Raw genomic sequence first — 22,688 nt, forward strand, 5'->3', positions numbered from 1 at the left:
TCGGGCTAGGCGTCCTTGTTCTTGTGCTCGCAGCCGAGGCCGAGGCAGGACTTGCGCAGGATCTCCCGCCCGCCGACGGTGATGACGTAGGTCTCGCGGGGACGGTCGGTGTCGGCGTCGAACGCGATGCCCTCCACCAGGACCGGTTTCCCGGACCGCGTCCGGGCCGTGCAGTCCACCCTGACGACGGATTCGGTGTTGGCCGCGGGGCTCTTGCAGCTGGGACGCTCCCGCAGCTCGATGCCGCGGATCTTGAGCTCGTCCACGGCCCCGTCGGTGACGGCGTTCCGGTAGGCGCCCTCCGAGATCCGCTGCATCACCTTGCAGCCCGACAGGGTCACGGCCAGCAGGACGGCCAGCGCGAGAACCGGGATCCTCCTCATGCGGACTCCTCCACCTGGTGCACGTCCGCGACCGCGTCGGCGACCACGTCGGGACGGTCGAGCGGGACCATGTGCAGCGCGTCCGGCAGTTCGATCCGGCTCCCGTGCGGGCTCATCGCGGCGAGTCGCTCGTGGCCGCGCGCCCATTCCCGGCGCCTGGCGGGGTCCGCCACGTCGCCGAGCGCGGTCACCACGGCCAGCGGGACGTCCGGGAAGGGGCGCCGCTCGCGCAGCCCCGCCAGGTCGGCGGCCATCTCCCGGTAGGCCAGGTCCTCCGCGATGACCGTGCCGATGACCGTCCCGCGCCCGTACACCGAGCGGACGACGCGGTCCGGGACGGCCTCGTCGCGGCGGCTCGTGTGCGCGAGGACCATCCGCCGCCCGCGCGGCCCGGCGACCCTCGCCAGCCGGGTGGCGTCGAGGAACGCGCCGAACGCCGCGGCCGGCGGGGTCAGCGCGGCGGCGGCCCGCACCCGCACGCGCGGTGCGTGCTCGAAGCTCGGGTCGACCAGCACCAGGCCGCGGACGAGGCCGGGGCGCACCCTGGCCAGCGCCTCGGCGTGGAACGCGGCCATGGAGTGCGCGAGGACGGTCACCGGCCGCCGCGCCCGCGCCGCGAGCGCCGCCAGGATCGCGGTGTCGCGGCGCAGCGACGGCGGCGCGACCCCGGCCGGGCTGAGGCCGAGGCCGGGGCGGTCGAACACCGTGACCCGGTACGCGCCGCGCAGCAGCTCGACCGTCGGCGCCCAGTCGAACCAGGCGCCGCCGAGCCCGGAGCTCAGCAGCAGCGGCGGCCCGTCCGGCGGACCGGACTCGACCACGTGCACCTGCTCCCGCCCGGCGTTGAGGATCTCCCCGCCGTCCCGCGGCTCCCGGCTCACAGGGCCGCCTCCTGCCGCGCCGCCGCCGCGGTGCGCCGCGCGGTGCGCGCCGCGTCCCGCCGGTCGGCGTACAGGGCCCAGGCGATGACGAGCAGTCCCAGGCACAGGATGCTGATCTGCACGCGCTGGACGACCCCGAGCCACTGCCCCAGGTACATCGCGACGAGCGTGCTCAGCGCGGACACCGACTCGGCGAGGGCCAGCAGCCAGCCCCACCGGGCGAGCGCCGGCCACCACCCGTAGCGGCGGGCGGCGAGCGACAGGAACAGCAGCGCGCCGACCCCGCAGACGATCACGGCGCTGCTGGTCACCGAGTGGAACTCGTGCGAGAACGACACGTGCTCGGAGCGCTCCCGCAGCGCGCACCACGTCTCCAGGCTGGGCGCGCAGTCCAGCGGGAAGGACGCGTCGCCGATCGCGCACACCCCGAACAGCCCGAGGAACGCCCAGCCGGCCGTGGCGAGGGGCTTGCGGGTCAGCCTGCGGAGCGTCCCGGCGGCCACCATGATCGACAGCACCCCGGTGATGAAGTCGCCGCCGCTGTAGACCAGGTGGAACGGCTGGTCGGACGCCGACAGCTCGCTGACGTAGCCGTTGAAGAAGTCGAGCTTGGGGCTGAGGACGTTCTCCAGCAGGAAGGTCGCGTAGGTGATCGCCGCGATCACCGCCAGGACGACCACGCGCATGGGGACGACGCCAGGCCCGTCCCGTTCGTCAGAGTCCACCGGCTCTCCTCACGCCGCCTGACCGCGCCGCGCCCTGTCGCACGCCGGTCACGCCGCTCGGTTCTGCCCGCCCCGCCCAGTATCGACCAAGATCGCCGTTACCGGGGACCGGGGCGCCGGTTCCGGTGAAACCGCTGGCAGCGCCGGTGAGGCGAACTTCACCGCCCGCTGACGGAGAAGTTGACGTCTTGTAGTCGTTGTACAAGAGACGGGGCGTCAACGATGATGTCGAGGCGTTTGTCTGGATCGTCCGTTGACCAGCATTTGCCCGCACCGGGTCCGGGGTATCAATTCGGCATGAACCTGCCCCAAAGGGTTGAATGGGGGTGTCCCTGGAACCTTTGATCACCGTCCGTGACGACGCGCCGGGGGCGCCTCCCCGCTGACAGCAAGGAGTACCAACACGTGACACTGGTGAACGACGCGGCTCCCGCGATGCGATCCACCGGTCGCAAGTTCCGCGCCTTCACGGCGAAGCACCTGGACGAGCTCACCGCTCGCGCCGGGCTGTCGCCGGACCAGCGGCTCGCGACCAGGGCGGTGGCGACGGTCCTGCCGTTCCGCACGAACGCCTACGTCATCGAGGACCTCATCGACTGGTCCGCCGCGCCCGACGACCCGATCTACCGGCTCGTCTTCCCCCAGGAGGACATGCTCCCCGCCGAGGACGTCGCGCACCTGTCGGACCTGCTCCGCCGCGACGCGCCCAAGGCCGAGATCGAGGCCGCCGCCCACCACGTGCGGATGAAGTTGAACCCGCACCCCGCCGGCCAGATGGAACTCAACATCCCGTCCTTCGGCGACGGGAAGATCCCCGGCATGCAGCACAAGTACGACGAGACCGTGCTGTACTTCCCCAAGCAGGGGCAGACCTGCCACGCGTACTGCACGTACTGCTTCCGCTGGGCCCAGTTCGTCGGCGAGGCCGACCTGAAGATGGCCGGCGACGACGTCACCCAGCTGCGCGACTACCTCATCGCCCACCCCGAGGTGACCAGCGTCCTGTTCACCGGCGGCGACGCCATGATCATGGGCGAGTCGGTGCTGCGCCGCTACGTCGAGCCGCTGCTCGACCTCGAACAGCTCGAATCCATCCGGATCGGGACCAAGTCGCTGGCCTACTGGCCGCAGAAGTTCGTCACCGACCCGGACGCCGACGACATGCTCCGCCTGTTCGAGCAGGTCGTGGAGTCGGGCAAGAACCTCGCGTTCATGGCGCACTTCACGCACCCGCGCGAGCTCGAACCCCTCATGGTCACCGAGGCGTGCCGCCGCATCCGCGACACCGGCGCGGTCATCCGCACCCAGGCCCCGCTGATCCGCACGATCAACGACGACGCCGCGACGTGGGAGACCATGTGGCGCGCCCAGACGCGGATGGGGCTCGTCCCGTACTACATGTTCGTCGAGCGGGACACCGGGCCGCAGGACTACTTCGCCGTCCCGCTCGCCCGGGCGTACGAGATCTTCCGGGACGCCTACAAGAACGTCTCCGGACTCGCCCGGACCGTCCGGGGCCCGTCCATGTCGGCGACTCCCGGCAAGGTCTGCGTGGACGGCGTCGTCGACCTGTTCGACCAGCGGGTCTTCGCGCTGCACTTCATCCAGTGCCGCGACGCCGACCTGGTCGGCAAGCCCTTCTTCGCCCAGTACGACCCGAACGCGGTGTGGCTGGACGACCTGAAGCCCGCCTTCGCCGACCACTTCCCCTGGGAGAAGTAGTACGGGCTCCCGCTGTGGCGTGTCCGTCCCGCGCGGCGGGCACGCCACAGCGGCAGTGCCATCAACACCATCAGCGCAGGTGGCGGGCCAGGCCGAGGCAGGCCGCGAGCGTGGCCGCGCCGCACAGCACCATGACCTGGCCGGGCGCCAGGATCTCGCCCAGGGCGCCCGCCGCGCCGATGCCGGCCGCCTGCCCGGTCATGAGGCCGCTCCCGTACAGGCCGACCGCCTGCCCGAGGATCTTCTCGGGCACCGCGTCCACGATGCGGCGCTGTACCGCCAGTTCGTAGGCCAGCCCGAACGTCCCCACCGCCATCAGGACGCACGCCGCCGCGAGGTTCGGCCCGAACGCGAACAGCAGGAGGGGCGCGCCGGTCAGCGCGGCCAGCGGCAGGGTGAGGCGCTCCCGCAGGTCGGGACGGACCCAGCGGCCCACCACGAAGTTCCCCGCGAACATGCCGGCCGCGGCGGCCGACAGCACCAGCCCCGCCCCGTCCGCGCCCCCGTGCCCGCTCGCGTAGGGGACCACGATCCCCTCCGACCCGACCGACAGGGAGATCGGCAGCCAGCCCGCGAGCAGCAGCCCGCGCGTGCGTCGCCCGCCGAGGAGGCGCCGGTTGATCCGCCAGGTCTCGCGGGCCATGCCGCCGGACGGCGCCCGGGACGCCGCCGGGACGTCCGGGAGCCGGAGCCGCGCGAGCACCGTCGCCAGGGCCGCGCTCGCCGTCGCGAGCCAGAGCGTCCCGGACGGGGTGAGCGCGGCCAGCAGCAGCCCGCCCGCGGCCTGGCCGACGATCTGGGCGCCCGCGCTCGTCATCGTGAACAGCGACCGCCCCAGCACGTAGCCCTCGCCGGGGAGCAGGACGGGCAGCCGGGCCTGGACGGCGGCGGCGCCGACGGGTGCGAACAGCCCCGAGAGGACGAGCAGCGCCATGATCACCGGCAGCGGCAGCCCGCCCACCGCCAGGACGGCCGTGACGGCGAGGCGCAGCAGGTGGTAGCCGGTGAGCAGCCGCCGGGCCGGGACGCGGTCGGCGAGCGACAGCAGCAGCGCGCCGCCCACCACGTACGGGAGCATGCCCGCGGCGAAGACCAGCGCCGCCGCGACCGGCGAGCCCGTCCGCTCGAACGTCTGGACCGACAGCGCGATCGTCCGGACCGAGTCGCCGGCCACCTGGAGCGTCTGCAGGGAGAACAGCGTCCGGAACTCGGGGACGCCGAACACGTCGCGGTACCGCGCGGAGGCGATCGGGGGAGCGGTCATGACGGCGACTCTGCGGCGCCCGGCCCGATCGGCGACAATGCTTCGGGGAGGAGCGAAACATGTACCGCATCGAGGTGGGGCCCGCGGACCTCGCGGCCAGCCGGTTCGGGATCGCGCCGCTGATCGAGGCGCACAGCGCGCTCGGCCTGGTCGCGGGCCGGATGCCGGTCGGGCCGCTCGGCCCGTGGGCGGCGCGGGCCCGCCCCGCGTACCGGGAGGTCGCCGGCGACCCGGCCGTCCGGGCGCTGGCCTTCCTGCGCCGCCCGCACGGCTACATGGCCGACTTCGTCGTCCCGCCGCCCGCCCGGCCGAACCTCACCGTCACCGAGCAGCTGGCGACCGTCCGGGCGACGCCGCCCGGCCAGGCCCGCCGGGAGATCGCCCGCAACCTGGCCGGACTACCGGAACCGGACGCGGCGATCCGGGACGTCCTCGACGCGCCCGACCTGGTCGAGCGGCTCGCCACCGGCCTGGAGACCGTCTGGCGCGCCCTGGTGGAGCCCGACTGGGCGGTGCTCCGCTCGATCCTGGAACGCGACATCGTCCACCGCGCGGGCCGCCTCGCCGCCTACGGCTGGGCGGAGGCGCTGGACGGCCTGTCGCGCCAGGTGCGCTGGCGGGACGGCGCCATCGAGGCCGACATCCACGGCGACGTCACCCACCGCCTCGGCGGCGCCGGGCTGACGCTCGTGCCGGTGGTCTTCTCCGAACTCGGCGTCGCACTCGAACAGGACTGGCCGTACACGCTGATGTACCGGGCCAGGGGAGTGGCGGCCCTCTGGGAGCGCCCGGCGCCGCCCGCCGTGGACGCCCTCGACCGGCTGGTCGGCCGCACCCGCGCCGAACTGCTGCGGCTGCTCGCCGAACCCGCCACGACGACCTGGCTGAGCGCCCGGCTCCGGATGAGCCTCGGCGGGATCGGCGACCATCTCGCGGTGCTGCGCGGGGCGGGCCTCGTCACGCGGGAGCGCAGCGGGCGGTCGGTCCTCTACCGGCGCACGGCCGTCGGGGACGTCCTCGCGGACGCGCCCCGGGCGGGGTAGCCGCCGGGGCGCCGCCGCGGGACGGGCCGGATCAGGACCCGTAGACGGGGACGATCGTGGCGCGGGCCAGCGTGTGCGCCGTGATGTTGAAGCCGACGACGGCCGGGGACGTGTCGGAGCCGAGCCCGAGCGACTCCACGTCCAGCGCGTGGACGGTGAACACGTAGCGGTGCGGGTCGCCGGGCGGCGGGGCGGCGCCGCCGAACGCCTTCACGCCGTAGTCGTTGCGGGCGTGCACCCCGACCTTGGAGTCCTCCGCGCCGGCGCCGGTGGGCAGCTCGGTCACGCTCGCGGGGACGTCGAACAGCGACCAGTGCCAGAAGCCGCTGCCGGTCGGCGCGTCCGGGTCGAAGCAGGTCACCGCGAAGCTCTTGGTCTCGGCGGGGAACCCCGACCAGCTCAGCTGCGGGGACTCGTTGCCGCCGCCGAACCCCCAGTCGTTGAACACGTGCCTGTCGGCGAGGCGCTCGCCCTCGGCGACGTCCTCGCTGGTGACGGTGAACGACGGGACCTCGGGCAGATGCTCGTGCGGCAGCGGCGGCTTGGCCATGGCGACCTCCTACATCAGGATGTGCGTTTCCCCCATCTCTACCAGGATGATCAGGTCTTGACCGCGCCCATCGTGAACCCGGTGACGAAACGGTCCAGGAACAGGTTGAACAGGAACGCGATCGGGACCGCCGTGATGACGGTCGACGCCTGGAGCGACTGCCAGAAGAACACGTCCCCCCGGACGAGCTGCGTCGGGACGCCGGTGCTGACCACCATCTCCGGGCTCGCCGACACGAACGCCAGCGCGTACACGAACTCGCTGGACGTGAGCGTGAAGCTGAACACGACCACCGCGACGATCCCGGGGAACACCAGCGGCAGGACGGTCCGCAGGAACGCGCCGAGGCGGCTGTAGCCGTCCACCATCGCCTGCTCCTCGACGTCCTTGGGGACGGCCTTCAGGAACCCGATCAGCAGCCACACCGACACCGGGATCGTGATCGTCGGATACACGACGATCATCGACCAGAGCGTGTCCTCCAGGTGCAGCGCGACGACGACGCGGGTCAGCGACAGGAACAGCAGCGACGGCGGCACCAGGTACACCATGAAGATCGCGATGCCCATCGGCGTGCCCCACGGCCGGTCCAGCCGCGCCAGCGAGTACGCGGCGGGCAGCGCGAGCACCAGCGTCACCGCCGTCACGGCCGCCCCGACGATCAGCGTGTTCAGCACGAACGTCAGGAACGGCGTGTCGGTGAACAGGAACGTCACGTGGTCGGGCGTCGCCGGCTTGTTGAAGAAGAACGGGTTGCTCTCGGGGTCGTAGAGGTCCTGGTTCTGCTTGAACGCGCTGATCACGCTCCACAGGAACGGCAGCGCGCACACCAGCGCGGCGAGGATCGCCGCCGCGTACACCCCGCACCGCGCCGCCACATGCCGCCGCGCGTACTTCCGCCGCAGCGCCGCGGTGCTCGGCGCGGCGTCCGGTACGGCGCCCTGCTCAGTGCCCTGCGCGGTGGTCGTGTTCACCCGGCCTCCAGACGTCGGACGGCGCGCAGGATCGCGATCGCGCCGGCGAGCAGCAGCGGGAACAGGAACAGCGCGATCGCCGCGCCCTGGCCGACGTCGCCGCCCTCGATGCCGCGGAAGTACGCCCACGAGGCGAGGACGTCCGTGGAGTGCGTGGGGCCGCCGCGCGTCAGCACGTACGGGACGGTCATGTCGGTGAACGTCATGATCGCGCCGAACAGCCCGGCGACCGCGATCACCGGGAGCGTCAGCGGGATCGTCACCTCGAACATCCGCCGCCAGAACCCGGCGCCGTCGATCCGCGCGGCCTCGTCGATGTCGCGGGGGATCGCGACGAGGCCGGCCATGACGATCACGGCGGCGAGCGGGGTCAGCCGCCACGTCTGCACGGCGATCACCGACGCCATCGCGGTGCCCGGCTGCCCGAGCCACACGATGTTCGCGTCGATCAGCCCCAGGTGGCGCAGCACCCAGTCGACCGGGGAGTAGATCGAGTCGAGGAACCACAGCCACGAGATCGTCGACAGCGCCACCGGCGTCGTCCACGGCAGCAGCACCAGGAACCGGACGAACCACTTGCCGCGGAACTCGGCGACCAGGATGTTGGCGAGGATCTTCCCGAACAGGACGATCAGCACCATGCTCACCAGCGTGAAGACCAGCGTGTTGCGGAGCGCCCGCCAGAACACCCCGTCCGCGAACACCGCGTCGAAGTTCTGGAACCCGACCCAGTCGAAGGACGGGTCGCCGGTCGTCACGTCCGAGAACGCGAACGCGATCGCGAGGAGGAACGGGACGCCGACCAGCGCGATGATGTAGAGCACCGACGGCAGCAGCATCGCCCAGGCGAGGAACCCGTCCCGGTCGGCGAGCCCCGGCTTCGCCCGCGAGGTCTCGGCGGCGGCCTCCGGAGCCGCCGGCGCCCGCGTCATCGGCCCCGCCTTTCTGGGGGACGACCCCCAGACCCCCGAATCGGGACGGCGGCGCGGCGGGTGCCGGCCGCGGCGTCGAAGAAGCGCAGCCGCTCCGCCGGCACCGCGAACTCGTGCGTCTCGCCGGCCGCGATCGGCGTGCTCACCGTGGCGGGCAGCCGGGCGATGACGCGGGTCTCCGCGCCGATCCCGGTCACCGTCCCGTACACGTGCCGGTCGCCGGACAGGTACTCCATCCGCTCCACCCGCAGCGGCATCGTCACCCGGTCCGGCGACACGGCGATCTCGGCCGGCAGCAGGTGCTCGGGGCGGAACCCCACCAGCACGTCGCCGCGCTCGACCAGGTTCATCGGCGGCGACCCGATGAACGTCGCCACGAACGTGTCGGACGGATCGTCGTACACCTCCTGCGGCGTCCCGATCTGCCGGACGCGGCCGTGCTCCAGCACCGCGATCCGGTCGCCGAGCCCCATCGCCTCCGCCTGGTCGTGGGTGACGTAGATGGTGGTGGTGCCGACGCGCTCCTGGAAGCGCTTCAGCTCGTCCCGCGCCGTCGCGCGCATCTTCGCGTCGAGGTTGGACAGCGGCTCGTCCAGCAGGAACACCGCCGGGTCGCGCACCAGCGCCCGCGCCAGCGCCACCCGCTGCCGCTCACCGCCCGACAGCTGGCGCGGCTTGCGGCGCAGCAGCGGCTCGATCTCCAGCAGCTCCGCCGCCCAGCGCGCCTTCTTCTCCCGCTCGTCCCGGGCCATGCCCTCGGCCCGCAACGGGAAGACGATGTTGTCCAGCACCGTCTTGTGCGGGTACAGCGCGTACGACTGGAACACCATCGCGATCTGCCGCACCCGCGGCGGGAGCCCGTTCACGACGTTCCCGTCGATCAGCACCTCGCCCTCGGTGGGCTGCTCCAGGCCCGCGATCGTGCGCAGCAGCGTCGTCTTCCCGCACCCGGACGGCCCGAGCAGCACCAGGTACTCGCCGGGCTCGGCCGCGAGATCGACGCCGTCCAGCGCCCGCACGTGCTCGGCCCGCCCGCGCCGCGCCCGCACGTGCCCGTCGAAGTTCTTGACGAGGCCCCTCACCTCAACGGTCCGCACGGGCTCAGCCGCCCACGAGGCCGCGGCCGCGCCAGTTCTCGAAGATCTTGTCGACGCGGCCCCGGGCCTCGGCGACCGCCTGCTTCGGGGACGTCTGGCCGCGGGCGGCGCGGCCGAACATCGTCGGCAGCACGTTGGTGTTGAAGATCTCGCCGATCGCCGGGTTGGACGGGCCCGGATAGCCGATGTTCGCGCTCCACGACGTCGCCGTCTTCAGCAGCGCCAGCTTGTTCGCCGGTTTCGCGCCCCACGGGTCGCCGTCCAGCCAGCCGTTCAGCTGCGGGACGAGCGACGGCCAGCCCGGCAGGTCGTACATCTCCGAGTGGTACGTCGCCGCCGCGAAGTTCGCCGTGTAGTGCAGCAGGAACTCCTTGGCCGCGTCCGCGTTCCCCGCGTACTTCGGCACGATCCACTGCTGGATGACGTGCTGCGCCGCCATCGCCGCCTTCGGGCCGCGCAGCGCGGGCACGAAGAAGATGTCGTCGCCGATCGTCCGGTTGGTGCCCATCGCGGTGCGCCACGCCGAGATCGAGTTCAGGATGTAGGACGACTTGCCGGCGATGAGCGCCTGGTTGTTGGACGCCGGCGTCCAGGAGAAGACCTCGCTGGTCTCCGCCCCCTGGAACAGCCGCGCCATGTACTCCACGGCCGCGACCGTCGCGTCCGAGTCGAGCACGACCCGCTCGTTCTGGTCCTGGACGGACCCGCCGAACGACCACAGCAGCGCCCGCGCCGCCATGTTGGAGTCGGTCTCGGGGGACAGCCCGATCCCGCACGGCACGCCCGTCTGCTTCTTGATCTCCGAGGCGCCGCGCAGCAGGTCGTCCCAGCTCGACGGGCCGTTCGGCATGCCGACCTTCCGCCACATCGACTTGCGGAAGTCGCCGGGGTCGGGTGCCCAGCCCGGACAGTACGCGTAGAACTTCTTGGTGTTGGGGTTGTAGCTCGACTTGCGGCACAGCTCCAGCTGCTGCCCCCAGCGCCGGTTCGCCTCCTGCACCACGTCCGCCATGTCGAGGACGGACGGCTCGTACTGCGAGAACGGCGCGATGTGCTGGATGAGGTCGTGGCCGCGTCCCGCCTGGATCTCCGACGCGGCCCGGCGGGGGACGTCGACGGTGTTGATGTGGTCGACCCGGACGTCCACCCCGACCTTCTTGCCCCAGTCGGAGACGAACGCGTCGAACCACTTGTCGTGCCGGGGCACGAAGTGGCTCCACATCAGGATGCTGAGCGAGCCGCTCAGCTTCTTCGCGGGGGCGGTGAACACCTCCTTCGGGGCGTTCCCGGTGCTCTTCGCCTGCGGGCCGCTGGACTCACTGGCGCATCCCGCCAGGACGCCGTAGGCGCCCGCCGCGACGGCCGTGGACGACAGGAATCCGCGTCTGCTCAGCTGCTCGGCCATGGGGGTCTCCCTCGCCGCTGAAGGTCTCCCCTCGAAGGTAGATCGGCGAGGACGCCTCATCCAGAGACGATCCGGTAACTCTGCGTCACTCTGACCCCACCGGAAACGACAGCACCGGCGGTAACGCGCGTGCGCCCGCCGGTGGCCTGCCGGTGGCCTTTACTTGCCGGTGGCCTCGGTGTAGGCGGCGATGACCTCTTCGGGGTCGCCGTCCATGTGCATGCGGCCCTCGTCGATCCAGATGACGCGGTCGCACATGTCCTTGACCGTGTCGAGCTGGTGGGCGACGAGGAACACCGCGCCGGCGTCCGTGCGCAGCTCGTCGATCCGGGCCTTGGACTTGCGCCGGAACTTGGCGTCGCCGGTGGCGAGGGCCTCGTCGATCAGCAGCACGTCGTGGGTCTTGGCGGCCGCGATCGCGAACCGGAGCCGGGCCCCCATGCCGGACGAGTACGTCCGCATCGGGTACTGGATGAACCCCTCCTTGAGCCCGGCGAAGTTCACGATCTCCTGGTACTTGGACTTGGTCTCCGACGGCGTCATGCCCATGGCCAGGCAGCCGAGGACGATGTTGCGCTCGCCGGTGAGGTCCTTCATCAGGGCGGCGTTCACGCCCAGCAGGGACGGCTGGCCGTTGGTGTAGACGCCGCCGCGGTGCGGGGGCAGCAGCCCGGCGATCGCCTTCAGCAGCGTCGACTTGCCGGAGCCGTTGGTGCCGATGATCCCGACGGCCTCGCCCCGGTAGGCGACGAACGACAGGCCCTTGATGGCGTGGACCTCGGTCATCGAGGGACGGTGCTTGCGCCGCAGGACGCGGGAGAACGCCGACGCGGCGTTGCCCTTCCCGCCGGCGCCGTACACGCGGTAGACGATGTGCAGGTCGTCCACGACGACGATCGGGTCCCTGGACGGGTCGATCTGCACGGGGTTCGCGGCAGGGTCCATGCGCACCTTCGTGTCAGCCACGGCCGTATCGCTCCTCGGCACGGTAGAAGAACATGAATCCGCCGACCAGCATCACCGCGGCCCAGATGACGGCGTACAACCAGAGCTGCCCTGCGGAGCCGGCCCCGTAGACCTTCTCGACGTGCTCGCGGTACTCGCCCAGGAGGACGTGTCGGCTCAGCTCGACGTACACGTACGCCGGGTTGGCCGTCAGCAGCTCGCCCAGGATGGGGTACTCGGCGAGCCTCGTGCCCGGCTTCATCAGCGACGGCAGGCTGAAGATGACACCGGACATGTAGAGCCATGTCCGCATGACGAACGGCAGCAGCTGGGTGATGTCGCGGTTGAACGCGCCGAGCCGCGCCATCACCATGCTGATGCCGACGTTGAACATGAGCTGCAGCGCCACCACGGGCACGAACAGCAGCATGTTGAAGCTGACCGGCTCACCGAACGCGAACACGATCGCGAACAGCACGACCAGCGCGAGCAGCAGCTGCTGGAGCTCAACGACGGCGATCGCCAGCGGGAGCGTGGCGCGCGGGAAGTGCAGCGCCCGGATCAGCGAGAGGTTGTCGCCGACGGACTTGGCGCCCGCCGTGACCGAACGCTGGGTGAAGCCGAAGAGGAAGACGCCGGTCACCAGGAACGGGATGAAGTCCGGTACGCCGCGGCTGGTGTTCAGCAGCAGGCCGAAGATCAGGTAGTACACGGCCGCGTTGAGCAGCGGTGTGAGGACCTGCCATACCTGACCCAGCCGCGAGTCGGTGTACATCGAGATGTTCTTGGCGGATGCGAACGCCCAGATGAAGTTCCGGCGAGCCCAAACATCATGGATGTACTTGCGCAGCGGGGGGCGCGCAGCGCTCTGCCTCAGCCCGTGTCGTGCGGCGTAGTCGGCCAGGGTCCCGTTCACGTGAAAAGGCTCCGCGATCGTGTCGACCGACTCGCCACCCGGGGAACCGAGCCGTTCCGGGTGACTCATGTCGCGAAGCCTATTGCAGTCGGTGAGTCGAGAGTGACGTTCGCCCGCATGTGACCCCCGATTTGAGATCTTTACGGAATCATGTCGGCGTCCCAGGGGATACCCCGGACATGCGGGTCAACCACTCACGGAGCATCACCGTGCCGTCACGATTCGTCATACCGCGCCGCCGCGAGCCGGTCCCGGCGCCCCGGCCGGGGCTGCTGCGCAGGCTCGGCCGCGCCGACCGGTGGGCGTTCGACCGGGTGGCGGCGGCGCGGCTGCGCGGGCTCGAGTACGTCCTGCCGCGGCTCTCCCGGATCGCCGACCACGGCGTGCTCTGGTTCACCTCGGCCGGGGTGATGGGCCTCACCGCACGGCCCCGGCTGCGGCGCGCGGCGCTGCGCGGCTCGATCGCGGTCGCGGTGGCGAGCCCGGCGGTGAACCTCATCGGCAAGCAGGCGTTCCGCCGCAAGCGCCCCGTCGTGGACCTGGTGCCGCCGATCCGGATCCGCTGGAAGCTGCCGACCTCGCACGCGTTCCCGTCCGGCCACTCGGCGTCCGCCGCGGCGTTCGCGACCGGTGTCGCGCTGGAGGCGCCGCGCCGGGTCGCGGTGCCGGTCGCGGCGACGGCCGCCGCGGTGGCGTTCTCCCGCGTCTACACCGGCGCCCACTACCCGGGCGACGTCCTGGCCGGGCTCGGGATCGGCGCGCTCGCCGGGATCGGGACGCGGACGGTGTGGCCCGCCCGGCCGCCGGTGGCCCGTGTCGGCCCGGCCGACGAGCCGGCGCAGGTCACCGGCGACGGCCGCGGCCTGGTCGTGGTCGTCAACACCGCCTCGGGCGCGGGCGGCGCGGCGTCCTCCGGGATCTCGCTGCCGGGGAGCCCGGAGGCGACGCTCGGCCTGCTCGAACGCGAACTGCCCGCCGCGCGGATCGTCCGGCTGGACCCGGACGGCGACGTCGACAAGGTCTTCGACGAGGCGGCCGGGCGGGCCGGCGTGCTCGCGGTCGTCGGCGGCGACGGCAGCGTGAACGCGGCGGCGCGGGCCGCGCTGCGGCACGACGTCCCGCTCCTGGTCGTCCCCGGCGGGACGTTCGACCACTTCGCCCGCGCGCTCGGGGTGGAGTCGGCCGCGGACGCGATCGACGCGTACCGGAGCGGCCGGCTCGGCCGGGTGGACGTCGCCTACGTCGCGCCCCTGCACGCCGGCGGGGGCGGGGGCGGGGGAGCCGGCCGCGACGAGGAGCGGCTCTTCCTCAACACCGCGAGCTTCGGCGCCTACACCGAGCTGGTCGACCGGCGCGAGCGGCTGGAGAAGCGGATCGGGAAGTGGCCGGCGCTCGCGGTCGCCGCGATCCGCACGCTGCGGCACTCCGAGCCGGTCGAGCTGCGGGTGGACGGCCGCCCGATGCGGGTGTGGCTGGCGTTCGTCGGCAACGGCGTGTTCGGGTCGCGGGGCGCCGCCCCGACCTGGCGCGGCCGGCTGGACGACGGGCGGCTCGACGTCCGGATGGTCACCACCGGCCGGCGCGTGCCCCGGATCCGCGCGGTCGCCGCGATCCTCGCCGGGCACCTGCACGTCACGCCCGGCTACCGGGAGTGGCGGACGAGCGGCCTGGAGATCGTCTCCCCGGACGGCGGGCTGCGGCTCGCCCGCGACGGCGAGGTCTCGTCCCTGCCGGCGGCGGTCCGGTTCGGCAAGCGCACCGGCGCCCTCGCGGTGTTGCGCCCCCCGGCCGCCGGATGACGGGCGGCCCGCGGGTCAAGGCCGCCACCCCGGTTGGTGGGGTGCCGGTCTTCTTCGCGTAAAGGCGTGGGCGTCGTCCCCGGCGGCGCGGCAGGGTCCCGTGAGGATCCCGGTGGGGACCTTGGGGGGTGTGAGCCGTGGGACGGACCCGGCCGGGCCGATGTCGGCGCAGTCATCGGCCGAGCGAGCAGCCGCAGCTCGGGCAGTACGTCCGGCAGTGGTGGCCGATCGTGGCGGGGGCCCTCGCGACGACCGGGCTCCTGCTCGGCGCCTATCTGGGGGTTCCGCGCGAGCAGGGGGCGTCGGCGGCGCTGGCCGTCCCCGACCGTCCCGTCCTTGCGCGGCGGGACGCGGTGCCGCGGCAGCGGCCGATGAGCACCTACACCACGCGTTTCAAGCCGGGTGAGCCGCGCGTCCGCAACATCGAGCTCGCGTCCCGGATCCTGGACGGGCACATCGTCGAGCCGGGGACGACGTTCTCGTTCAACGACGTCGTCGGGCCGCGCACCAGGAGCCGCGGGTACGTGCCCGCGCCCGCGATCATGGGGGCGCGGCTGGTGAAGGACGTGGGCGGCGGCATCTGCCAGGTCTCGACGACGCTGTTCAACGCGGTGTTCCGGGCCGGGCTGGACATCCGGAAGTCGCGCGCGCACACCATGTGGATGCCGGAGTACCCGGAGGGGCGCGAGGCCGCGGTCTCCTATCCGCAACTCGACTTCACCTGGAAGAACGACACCGAGGTCCCGGTGCGGATCCAGGCGGCCTACACGGGCTCGTCGCTGACGGTGAGCCTGTGGGGTGAGCGCGAGTACGACGTGCGGTCGCGGACGTCCGAGCGGTACGGGTTCACCCCCTACCGGACGGGGGTCGGGCACGGCCGCAAATGCGTCCCGATGGTCGGGCGGAAGGGCTTCAAGATCGACGTCTGGCGGACGCTGTACGCCGGCGGGCGCGAGGTGCGCAGCGAGAAGTTCCACACCGAGTACCGCTCCCAGCCGAAGGTGACGTGCGTCTAGAGCGGCGCGGGTGGCAGGGTGGGGGGCATGGAGGGAACGTTTCAGCTGGGACCCGGCGACGGGCGGCTGCTGCTCCGCACGGGCCGCAGCGGGCTCGGCCGGCGCGCCGGGCACGACCTCACCATCGAGGCCACCCGGTGGTCGGCGTCGGTCGCGGCTCGCGAGCCGCTGGAGGAGTCGTCCGCCGAGGTCACGGTCGAGGTGGACGGGCTGGAGGTCCGGGAGGGCACCGGCGGCGCGCTGCCGCTGTCCGGCGGCGACCGCGCGGACATCACCAAGAACCTGCGCAAGATCCTCGACACCGGCCGGTATCCGCAGATCACCTTCGTCTCGACGGCGGTAGGGGACGGCGTCGTCGAGGGCGACCTGACGATCATGGGCCGGACGAAGCCGGTGCGGATCGGCGCCACCCTGGACGGCGACCGGGTGCGGGGCGGTGTCACGGTGGCGCAGTCCCGCTGGGGCATCAAGCCGTACTCGGCGTTCTTCGGCGCGCTGCGGCTCGCCGACGACGTCGAGATCGAGTTCGACCTCACGCTCCCCGCCTAGCCTTCCCCTTGCCGTTCGGCGCCGTCCCGCCTGGCGCGGGCGGCGCGGGCGAACTGGTCGTCCAGGCTGCGGGGGAACGGCAGCATCCGGTGCCGCTCGCGCCAGGGCGCGTACTGGCGGACGGCGTTGAACCCGGCCGCGGTGATGATGCGCCCGACATCCGGGCCCGGTGTGCAGGCCGGGTAGATGTCGAGGTGGGCGATGCCCGGGGGAAGACCGTGCGGCCTCTGGGGTGACACCAGGGTGATGGGCGGGCTCACCCCTTCGGCGGACGCCATGTCCTGCGCATAGGAGACGAGTTCCAGCGTCTCCAGGTCGGGCCCGCTGTGGACGACGAGCCAGCCGTCCACGTCGATCGGCTCCGACGGGGGATCGGTCAGGGCCAGGGGTACGACCTCGTCCGACACGGTGCGCAGGTAGGTCTCGTGGGCGAGGTCCAGCGGCTCCAGGACGAACGTGCGGTCGAAGCGCGGCGGGTCGGCGGGGAGCAGCGGCCGGTACGCGTCCCAGCGCAGCAGCCGGGCCAGGTGCGTGACCCTCGTCCCGGGCGGGAAGCGGGTGAGTTCGCCCTTGAGACCGGCGGGGAACGCGTCCACGATCACCTCGTCCGGGGCGAGGCCCGCCGCGCTCTCCACGACGTCCCAGCCGCCCGTGACGCGCGGGTCTCCGGCGAACGGCGACCCGGTCACCACGGTCACCGGCCGGGTCGCCGGCCCGGCCGGCGCGAGCGTGTGCAGGGCCGACCGGAGCCGCGTCAGATGGCCGAGCCCGTCCCCGGCCGCGTAGCAGACGATCACCGGCGGCGGGCGGTCATCGGGCCGCGTCGAGGACGGCCAGGTACCCGGCGGTCTCGGCGGCCGGGGTGAAGTCGCGGCGGATCCGCTCCGCGCCCGCCGCGCCGAGCTTCGCCAACTCCGCCGCGCCCGCCCGCGCGGCCCGGTCGAGCGCCGCGCGGCAGGCGTGCGCGTCCCCGGCGGGGAAGGTGAAGCCGATCTCGTCGTCGACGAGGTCGGCGAGCCCGCCGCCGTCGGACGCGATCAGCGGCACGCCCAGCGCCGCCGCCTCCAGCGCCACGTTCGGCATCCCGTCGTAGAACGACGGCAGCGCGACGAGATCGCAGCCCGCGTAGACGGCCGGCAGGTCGTAGCGCTCCATGAACGGCAGGAACGAGTGCGGGACGTCGTGCCCGGCGAGCCACTCCCGCACGGACTCCTCGACCTCGCCGACCAGCAGCAGATGGAACGCGCCGGCGTGGCCGGAGGCGGCGAGCGCGTCCAGCAGGAAGCCGACGCCCTTCTTCACCTTGAGCTGCCCGATGAGGCCGATCGTCCGGCGGCCCGGCTCGACGTTCTCCTCCCGCCACGCACCGCCCCCGGCCCGCTCGGACGGCAGGATCCGCCACTGCGCCGTGTCGACGCTGTTCGCGACGAACGTCACCGGCGCGTCCGGGGCCAGCGCCGCCACCAGCGGCGCGTGCGACCGGGCGACGACGCAGACGCGGGACGAGGCGCGCAGCGCGTCCGCCAGCACGCCGCGCCGCCGTATCGAGAACACGCCGGCGTCGATGTCGTTGCCGCGCAGCAGCGTGACCAGCGGCGCGTCCAGCAGCGAGGACAGGACGGGCGCGGCGAGCATCGCGTACACGCCGCCGAACGCCACCACATGGCCGTAGCCGGTGAGGTCCTCGGCGGTGATCGTCGTCCACAGCCGGCGCAGCGCGTGCTCGGCGTCGTCGCCGAGCGGCGCGGTCACCAGCCGCCCGCCGTGCTCCCGCCGCACCCCCCACGGGCGGGCGCGGCGGGTCAGGTGGACGACGTCCACCTCGACGCCCGCGCCGCGCAGCCCCCGCACGATCCGGTCGCACGACTGCGCCATGCCGCCCTGGCTCGGCGGGTAGTGCTCGGTGAGCCACAGGATGCGGGACATCAGCTGTCCACGAAGCCGGTGTCGCCGTCCGGTCCCCAGTCGCCCCCGAACGAGTAGTCGTCGCCCGGGTTGAACGCCCCGCGGTCGTACTCGTCGAACGATGAGTACCAGGCGGCGTCGCTGTAGGACTGCGAGCTGCGCTGGTAGTAGCGGCGCCGGTAGCCGCCGGTCCACGCCGGGTCGTGCGGGTCCTGCGTCCCGTACCCGCGGGCCGCCGCGCACTCCGGGCACATCCCGCCCGGGGCCGCGTGCGCCGCGCAGACGGGGCGTGCGCAGTGCGGGCAGGACGCCACCGCCGCCTGCCCGCAGCGTCCGAGCACGAAGAATCCGGTGGTGACGGTGCAGCGGTTCACTTCGCCCTCCTCGCGGCCGTGCCGGGCGGCGTCCACCGGAACGGTTCCGTGGACACGTCCAGGATCCGGTCGAGCATGCCCTTGCCCTCCTGCACGCCGCGCAGCTTCCCGTTCACCCGGATCACCGTCCGCTTCCCCGGCTTGACCTGGACCTTCACCCAGCGCGGCGGCGGCGACGCGGGCCGCTGGACGACCGCGTCCTTGCCCAGCCGCCGGGTGACCCGCACCAGCTGGGTGGTCTTCGTCTTGGTCTTCACCTTGACCTTGCCGCGCGGGTTGCGCTTCTTGCGCCGGCGGTAGCGGACCCGGTCGGTGATGACGAGTTCCAGGACGCTGCCGTCCCGCAGTTCAGCGCGCACCCGCAGCCACGGGTCCACCGCGTACCACTGCTTCAGCGAGATGACCGGCCGCTGGACGGGCACGTCGTGCTGCGGCCCGCGCTTCTCGGGGAGGTCGGCGCCGCGCAGGTCCGCCGAGACCGACAGCACCCCGTCCGGCGGCATGTCGGCGGCCAGCACCCGCAGCAGCGGCACGAGGACGCCCGGGACCCGCCGGGACAGCTGCCACCTGCGCCGCTTCACGGTCGTGCCGTGCCCCGCGAGGCTCGCGATCACCGGCTCCCAGTCGTCCCGCCGCAGCGAGACCGAGATCCCCTTCTCCAGCGTGAGCGCCCTGTGCAGCGGATGGAACCGCTCGATGGCGGCCTTCTGCTTACGCCAGAACATGACGTACCACCTGTCCGTCCTATCGATCCAGCGTCCGGTAGACCTCGGCCAGCCGGGCGCGCGACCGCGCCCAGGTCAGGCTCTCCTCGATGTGCTCGCGGCCCCGGCGCCCCATCGCGGCGGCCTCCGCCGGGTACTCCAGCAGGACGCGGACGGCCCGGGCCAGCTCGGCGGGACGGTCGGCCGGGACGAGCCGCCCGTGCCTGCCGTCCGCCATCAGCTCGCGGACCGCCGGCAGGTCCGAGGCGACGACCGGCACGCCCGCCGCCATCGACTCGATCACCTTCAGCGGCGCGCAGCCCTGGTCCAGGTTGCGGGCGCAGCCGGTCAGCGGGGCGAGGGACGCCTGCGCGTGCGCCAGCCACGCGGCGACCTCGTGGTGCGGCAGCGCGAACCGCCAGTCGACCCGGTCGGCGACCCCGAGCCGCTCGGCGAGCCGCCGCACGTGCTTCGCCCGGCGCTCCGGGACGGACGCGCAGACCACCAGCCGCAGCTCGGGCAGGTCGGCGAGGCGGGCGAACGCGCGCATCATCACGTCCAGGCCCTGCCACGGCTGCGTCGCGCCGACATAGACGACATACCGTTCAGGCGCATCGGCGGGCCGTTCGGTTGCACCTGGAACGTCGGCGCCGTTGGGCACCAGGTGGATCCTGCGCTCGGCCACGCCGCGCTCGCGGACGGCGTCGCCGATCACCCGCGACGGCACCACGACCGCGTCGCTGCGCTCCAGGCAGTACCGCTCCAGCTCGCGGATCTTGCCGAGCGTGCTCGGCGCCGCCCACGGCCACGTGTGGGCCATCTCGATGGACGGCAGGCCGTTGACCTCGTAGACGACCTTGTGGCGGCGTCCGTCCGCGACCGCCGGGAGCGCGCTCCAGGGGTCCCGCACATGGCAGACCTCCAGCGTCTCCCAGTGCGGCGCCAGATGGTCGGCCACCCAGCCGGAGAACGCCTCGGCCCGGTCGATGAGGTTCGGGACCGGGGTGTCGAACCGCGCGATCTCCCGCGTCCCCTCGCGCTGGTAGCGGGGCAGGTCGCCGCCGCCGATGACGCCGAGGAGGCCGCCGCCGTAGTGCGCGAACAGTTCGTCGGCCATCTGCGCGATGTGCACCGCCGACCCCTTGCTGGACGGGAACCGGTCGAACGCGACATAGGCCGCCCTATGCCTCATCCGACGCGCACCTCCTCCAGCGTCCGCAGCGCCCGGTGCCAGGCGATCTGGTCGTCGAGCCCCTCCCGGAGGCCGATCACGGGCGTCCAGCCGAGCAGCTCCCGGGCACGCCCGGTGTCGGCCCACGTCCGGTGGGCGTCGCCGGCCACGGGCGTCTCCCGCTGGATCTCCGCCTCGACGCCCAGGGCGTCCGTCAGCATCGCGATCGCGTCCCGCACGGCCACGTGCTCGCCATGGCCGACATTGATGGTGATACCGGGCGGCAGCTCCGCGGCCGCCGCCGCGAGCGTCGCCGCCACCGCGTCGCCGACATGGGTGAAGCTCCGCGACCTGCGCCCGTCGCCGAACACCGGCAGCGGACGCCCGTCCAGCGCCGCCTCCACGAACCGGTGGAACGCCATGTCGGGCCGCTGCCGGGGCCCGTATACCGAGAAGTACCTGAGCAGGACGACGCGGAGCCCTTCGCCCGCCGCGAGGCCCGCGAGCCGCTCCACCTCGACCTTGCTGACCGCGTACGGGCTCTCCGGCCTGACCGGGTCCTCCTCCCGGTTCGGCCGCCGCCCCGCCGACCCGTACACCGACGAGCTCGACGCGATCACGACCTTCGGCCTGCGCCGCGCGCCCGTGCAGGCCGCGAGGAGCCGCCGCGTCGCCGTCACGTTGTCGCGCTCGGCGACGGCTCGTCCGGGCCCCCACGAGTCGCGCACGCCGGGCCGCCCGGCCAGATGGACGACGAGGTCCGCCGCCGCGACGGCGTCCAGCTCGTCCACGGCGAGATCGACATCGGCGGCGACGACCCCCGGCCGCGCCGCGACCTCCGCCCACGTCCGCCGCGCCACCTCCGGCGCCAGCGACCGCCCCGGCGCGTCCACGGCCAGCACCTCATGCCCCGCGCCCGAGAAGGCGTCGACGACATGGCTCCCGATGAACCCCGCCGCACCCGTAACGACCACCCGCACGCGGGCACTTTATCCGGCAGGGCCCCGAATCGGGAGAGGGCTCGCGTCCCAGACCGACCGGGACCCCCGGGACGACCCTGAGCATCGCGGATAAAGCGAACACAACCCTTCACTGCCGTTACTTAACGTTAGTTCGCGATTGCAGAGGGCCAGAACGGTCATGCCTGTCAACACACTCTCGATGAGGGAGGGCCGCCCGCGGCACCTCAGCCGCCCGTGATCGACGGCATCCCGCAGGGGGCTCGATGAACTACCAGATCAGTGTCCTGTTCCGCGCCATACCCGTGCTCATGGGCGCCGTGTCAGCCGCACTGGGCGGGTACGTCCTCGCACATTCATCGGGGCCGAACGCGCGCGTCGCGGGCCTGGTGCTCATCTTCCTGGCGGCCATCTGCCTCTGCCTGTTCGCCACCGCGGCGACGATCATCAGGCAGCTCATCGGCCGTTTCACCGCACTGGACCGGCTGGCCTACCCGGTGTTCGGCTTCGCGGTCAGTGGCGTCACCGTGGGGTACGGGCTCGCGCTGCGCGTCGGCAGCCCGCGATCGCCGCCCGACTTCGTCGCCGGGCACGTGATCTTCGGTGTCGGCATGGTCTGCGTGTGCGTCTCGTGCGTCGCCACGGCCTCCACCCAGTTCGTCCTGATCACCGAGAACTCGGCGCTGCCCGAGGGATCGCCACCGCGTTCACCGGCGCCTTTCGGCCCGCTCGCCGTGCGGGCCCTGCTGGCGCTCCCGGTCCTCGCGGCCCTGGTCACCTGGGTGTGGGCCCTGGTCCTGCTGGCGGGCGGGGGCGGCGGGGCCGCGGCCGGGCGGTTCACCGCCGGGCACGTGATGATCGGCCTGGCGCTCGTCTGCAGCTGCCTCATCGGGCTGGTGGCCAGCATCCTGCGGCAGATCCAGAACACCTACACCCCGCGGGAGCGCCTCCTCTGGCCGGGGGCGGCCGCCGCCCTCGGCGCCATCGGCATCCTGTGGGGTCTGATCGTCATCGGCGTGCACACCCGGTCCACCCAGGTGACCCCGCCATGCGTCCTGATCGGCCTGGGACTCATCTGCTGGAGCATCCTCAGCAAGGTGCTGCTGCTCGCGCTGGTCTGGCGGCGGACGGCCCCCCTGGCGAACCGGGTCCCGCTGATTCCGGTCGGTACGGCCCTGCTCTGCCTGTTCTTCTCGGTGTTCCTCTTCGAGTCGGCCGATTCCGCGGTGATCGTCGCGGCCCGTGTCCTGGTCGGACTCGGCTGCATCTGCTTCTCGCTGTTCTCCATCGTCTCCATCCTGGAGAGCGGAACCAGCGGCGGGGGAGACGACTGACCCGCCGGGACCCCGCTCGGCCGCCCCGGCGGGGATCCCG

Annotated in this window: 23 protein-coding genes; 6 read left to right on the plus strand and 17 right to left on the minus strand. The window is 72.7% G+C overall.

Translation table 11 applies throughout. The features are described from left to right. Window positions 1-5 precede the first annotated feature (5 nt). Genes ABZ806_RS02295 through ABZ806_RS02305 form a run of 3 tightly spaced genes read right to left on the minus strand, consistent with a single transcriptional unit; the run spans window position 6 to window position 1,989 of the window. A complete protein-coding gene (locus tag ABZ806_RS02295) occupies window positions 6-383 on the minus strand; it encodes a hypothetical protein (protein ID WP_500214810.1) in 378 nt (125 codons plus the stop codon). Next, window positions 380-1,264 carry an alpha/beta fold hydrolase gene (locus tag ABZ806_RS02300; RefSeq protein WP_500214811.1) on the minus strand — a complete coding sequence of 295 codons (885 nt, stop codon included), beginning with the start codon at window positions 1,262-1,264 and terminating at the stop codon, window positions 380-382. Before ABZ806_RS02300 ends, ABZ806_RS02295 begins: the two co-directional genes overlap by 4 nt. Continuing rightward, the gene (locus tag ABZ806_RS02305; RefSeq protein WP_500214812.1) at window positions 1,261-1,989 is read right to left on the minus strand and encodes a DUF998 domain-containing protein; all 729 of its coding nucleotides are present in this window, start codon (window positions 1,987-1,989) and stop codon (window positions 1,261-1,263) included. The genes ABZ806_RS02300 and ABZ806_RS02305 overlap by 4 nt, the downstream gene beginning before the upstream one ends. Before the next feature lie 435 nt (window positions 1,990-2,424). Between ABZ806_RS02305 and ABZ806_RS02310 the strand changes: the two genes are divergently transcribed. Beyond that, a complete protein-coding gene (locus ABZ806_RS02310) occupies window positions 2,425-3,711 on the plus strand; it encodes a KamA family radical SAM protein (RefSeq protein WP_500214963.1) in 1,287 nt (428 codons plus the stop codon). Window positions 3,712-3,781: 70 nt separating this feature from the next. On the opposite strand, the gene ABZ806_RS02315 is transcribed toward ABZ806_RS02310, so the two are convergent. Then, window positions 3,782-4,975, minus strand: coding sequence for an MFS transporter (locus tag ABZ806_RS02315; RefSeq protein ID WP_500214813.1), 1,194 nt, complete (start codon window positions 4,973-4,975; stop codon window positions 3,782-3,784). A gap of 59 nt (window positions 4,976-5,034) precedes the next feature. Between ABZ806_RS02315 and ABZ806_RS02320 the strand changes: the two genes are divergently transcribed. Then, on the plus strand, window positions 5,035-6,018 hold the full coding sequence (locus ABZ806_RS02320) for an ArsR/SmtB family transcription factor (protein ID WP_500214814.1): 984 nt from the start codon (window positions 5,035-5,037) through the stop codon (window positions 6,016-6,018). A 31-nt stretch (window positions 6,019-6,049) separates the two neighbouring features. Here ABZ806_RS02320 and ABZ806_RS02325 read toward each other — a convergent pair whose 3' ends face one another. From ABZ806_RS02325 to ABZ806_RS02355, 7 genes are all read right to left on the minus strand, one after another. Further along, complete coding sequence (locus tag ABZ806_RS02325; RefSeq protein WP_500214815.1) at window positions 6,050-6,568, minus strand: YbhB/YbcL family Raf kinase inhibitor-like protein; 519 nt, start codon at window positions 6,566-6,568, stop codon at window positions 6,050-6,052. A gap of 50 nt (window positions 6,569-6,618) precedes the next feature. Beyond that, a complete protein-coding gene (locus ABZ806_RS02330) occupies window positions 6,619-7,542 on the minus strand; it encodes a carbohydrate ABC transporter permease (RefSeq protein ID WP_500214816.1) in 924 nt (307 codons plus the stop codon). Next, window positions 7,539-8,474 (minus strand): carbohydrate ABC transporter permease, encoded by a 936-nt coding sequence (locus ABZ806_RS02335; protein ID WP_500214817.1) that lies wholly within the window; start codon window positions 8,472-8,474, stop codon window positions 7,539-7,541. The genes ABZ806_RS02330 and ABZ806_RS02335 overlap by 4 nt, the downstream gene beginning before the upstream one ends. Beyond that, a complete protein-coding gene (locus ABZ806_RS02340; protein WP_500214818.1) occupies window positions 8,471-9,556 on the minus strand; it encodes an ABC transporter ATP-binding protein in 1,086 nt (361 codons plus the stop codon). Before ABZ806_RS02340 ends, ABZ806_RS02335 begins: the two co-directional genes overlap by 4 nt. A 19-nt stretch (window positions 9,557-9,575) precedes the next feature. After that, window positions 9,576-10,976 (minus strand): ABC transporter substrate-binding protein, encoded by a 1,401-nt coding sequence (locus ABZ806_RS02345; RefSeq protein ID WP_500214819.1) that lies wholly within the window; start codon window positions 10,974-10,976, stop codon window positions 9,576-9,578. A 159-nt stretch (window positions 10,977-11,135) separates the two neighbouring features. Next, a complete protein-coding gene (locus ABZ806_RS02350; RefSeq protein WP_500214964.1) occupies window positions 11,136-11,921 on the minus strand; it encodes an ABC transporter ATP-binding protein in 786 nt (261 codons plus the stop codon). A gap of 13 nt (window positions 11,922-11,934) precedes the next feature. After that, complete coding sequence (locus ABZ806_RS02355; RefSeq protein WP_500214820.1) at window positions 11,935-12,906, minus strand: ABC transporter permease; 972 nt, start codon at window positions 12,904-12,906, stop codon at window positions 11,935-11,937. Between the two features lie 140 nt (window positions 12,907-13,046). Between ABZ806_RS02355 and ABZ806_RS02360 the strand changes: the two genes are divergently transcribed. The 3 genes from ABZ806_RS02360 (at window position 13,047) to ABZ806_RS02370 (ending at window position 16,201) form a co-directional block, all read left to right on the plus strand. Beyond that, the gene (locus tag ABZ806_RS02360) at window positions 13,047-14,636 is read left to right on the plus strand and encodes a bifunctional phosphatase PAP2/diacylglycerol kinase family protein (protein WP_500214821.1); all 1,590 of its coding nucleotides are present in this window, start codon (window positions 13,047-13,049) and stop codon (window positions 14,634-14,636) included. Between the two features lie 137 nt (window positions 14,637-14,773). After that, a complete protein-coding gene (locus tag ABZ806_RS02365; protein ID WP_500214822.1) occupies window positions 14,774-15,652 on the plus strand; it encodes a VanW family protein in 879 nt (292 codons plus the stop codon). Between the two features lie 27 nt (window positions 15,653-15,679). After that, the gene (locus tag ABZ806_RS02370) at window positions 15,680-16,201 is read left to right on the plus strand and encodes a YceI family protein (RefSeq protein WP_500214823.1); all 522 of its coding nucleotides are present in this window, start codon (window positions 15,680-15,682) and stop codon (window positions 16,199-16,201) included. Here the strand turns inward: ABZ806_RS02370 and ABZ806_RS02375 are convergent. From ABZ806_RS02375 to ABZ806_RS02400, 6 genes are read right to left on the minus strand one after another with little or no spacing between them, the layout of a single operon-like run. Then, window positions 16,198-16,998 (minus strand): hypothetical protein, encoded by an 801-nt coding sequence (locus ABZ806_RS02375; protein ID WP_500214824.1) that lies wholly within the window; start codon window positions 16,996-16,998, stop codon window positions 16,198-16,200. The two genes, ABZ806_RS02370 and ABZ806_RS02375, sit on opposite strands and share 4 nt — an antisense overlap. 13 nt (window positions 16,999-17,011) lie before the next feature. Then, entirely contained in the window at window positions 17,012-18,127 is a 1,116-nt protein-coding gene (locus ABZ806_RS02380) for a glycosyltransferase family 4 protein (protein WP_500214825.1), read from the minus strand. Further along, entirely contained in the window at window positions 18,127-18,480 is a 354-nt protein-coding gene (locus ABZ806_RS02385; protein ID WP_500214826.1) for a hypothetical protein, read from the minus strand. Before ABZ806_RS02385 ends, ABZ806_RS02380 begins: the two co-directional genes overlap by 1 nt. Beyond that, window positions 18,477-19,205, minus strand: coding sequence for a hypothetical protein (locus ABZ806_RS02390; RefSeq protein WP_500214827.1), 729 nt, complete (start codon window positions 19,203-19,205; stop codon window positions 18,477-18,479). The genes ABZ806_RS02385 and ABZ806_RS02390 overlap by 4 nt, the downstream gene beginning before the upstream one ends. A gap of 19 nt (window positions 19,206-19,224) precedes the next feature. Next, window positions 19,225-20,376, minus strand: coding sequence for a glycosyltransferase family 4 protein (locus ABZ806_RS02395; protein WP_500214828.1), 1,152 nt, complete (start codon window positions 20,374-20,376; stop codon window positions 19,225-19,227). Next, window positions 20,373-21,335, minus strand: a complete 963-nt coding sequence (locus ABZ806_RS02400; protein ID WP_500214829.1) for an NAD-dependent epimerase/dehydratase family protein — start codon at window positions 21,333-21,335, stop codon at window positions 20,373-20,375. The genes ABZ806_RS02395 and ABZ806_RS02400 overlap by 4 nt, the downstream gene beginning before the upstream one ends. A 245-nt stretch (window positions 21,336-21,580) precedes the next feature. On the opposite strand from ABZ806_RS02400, the gene ABZ806_RS02405 reads away from it, so the two are divergent. Further along, entirely contained in the window at window positions 21,581-22,648 is a 1,068-nt protein-coding gene (locus ABZ806_RS02405; RefSeq protein WP_500214830.1) for a DUF2776 family protein, read from the plus strand. The last annotated feature ends 40 nt before the right edge of the window (window positions 22,649-22,688 follow it).

The organism is Spirillospora sp. NPDC047418, from assembly GCF_040643275.1.
Taxonomy (GTDB): Bacteria; Actinomycetota; Actinomycetes; order Streptosporangiales; family Streptosporangiaceae; genus Spirillospora.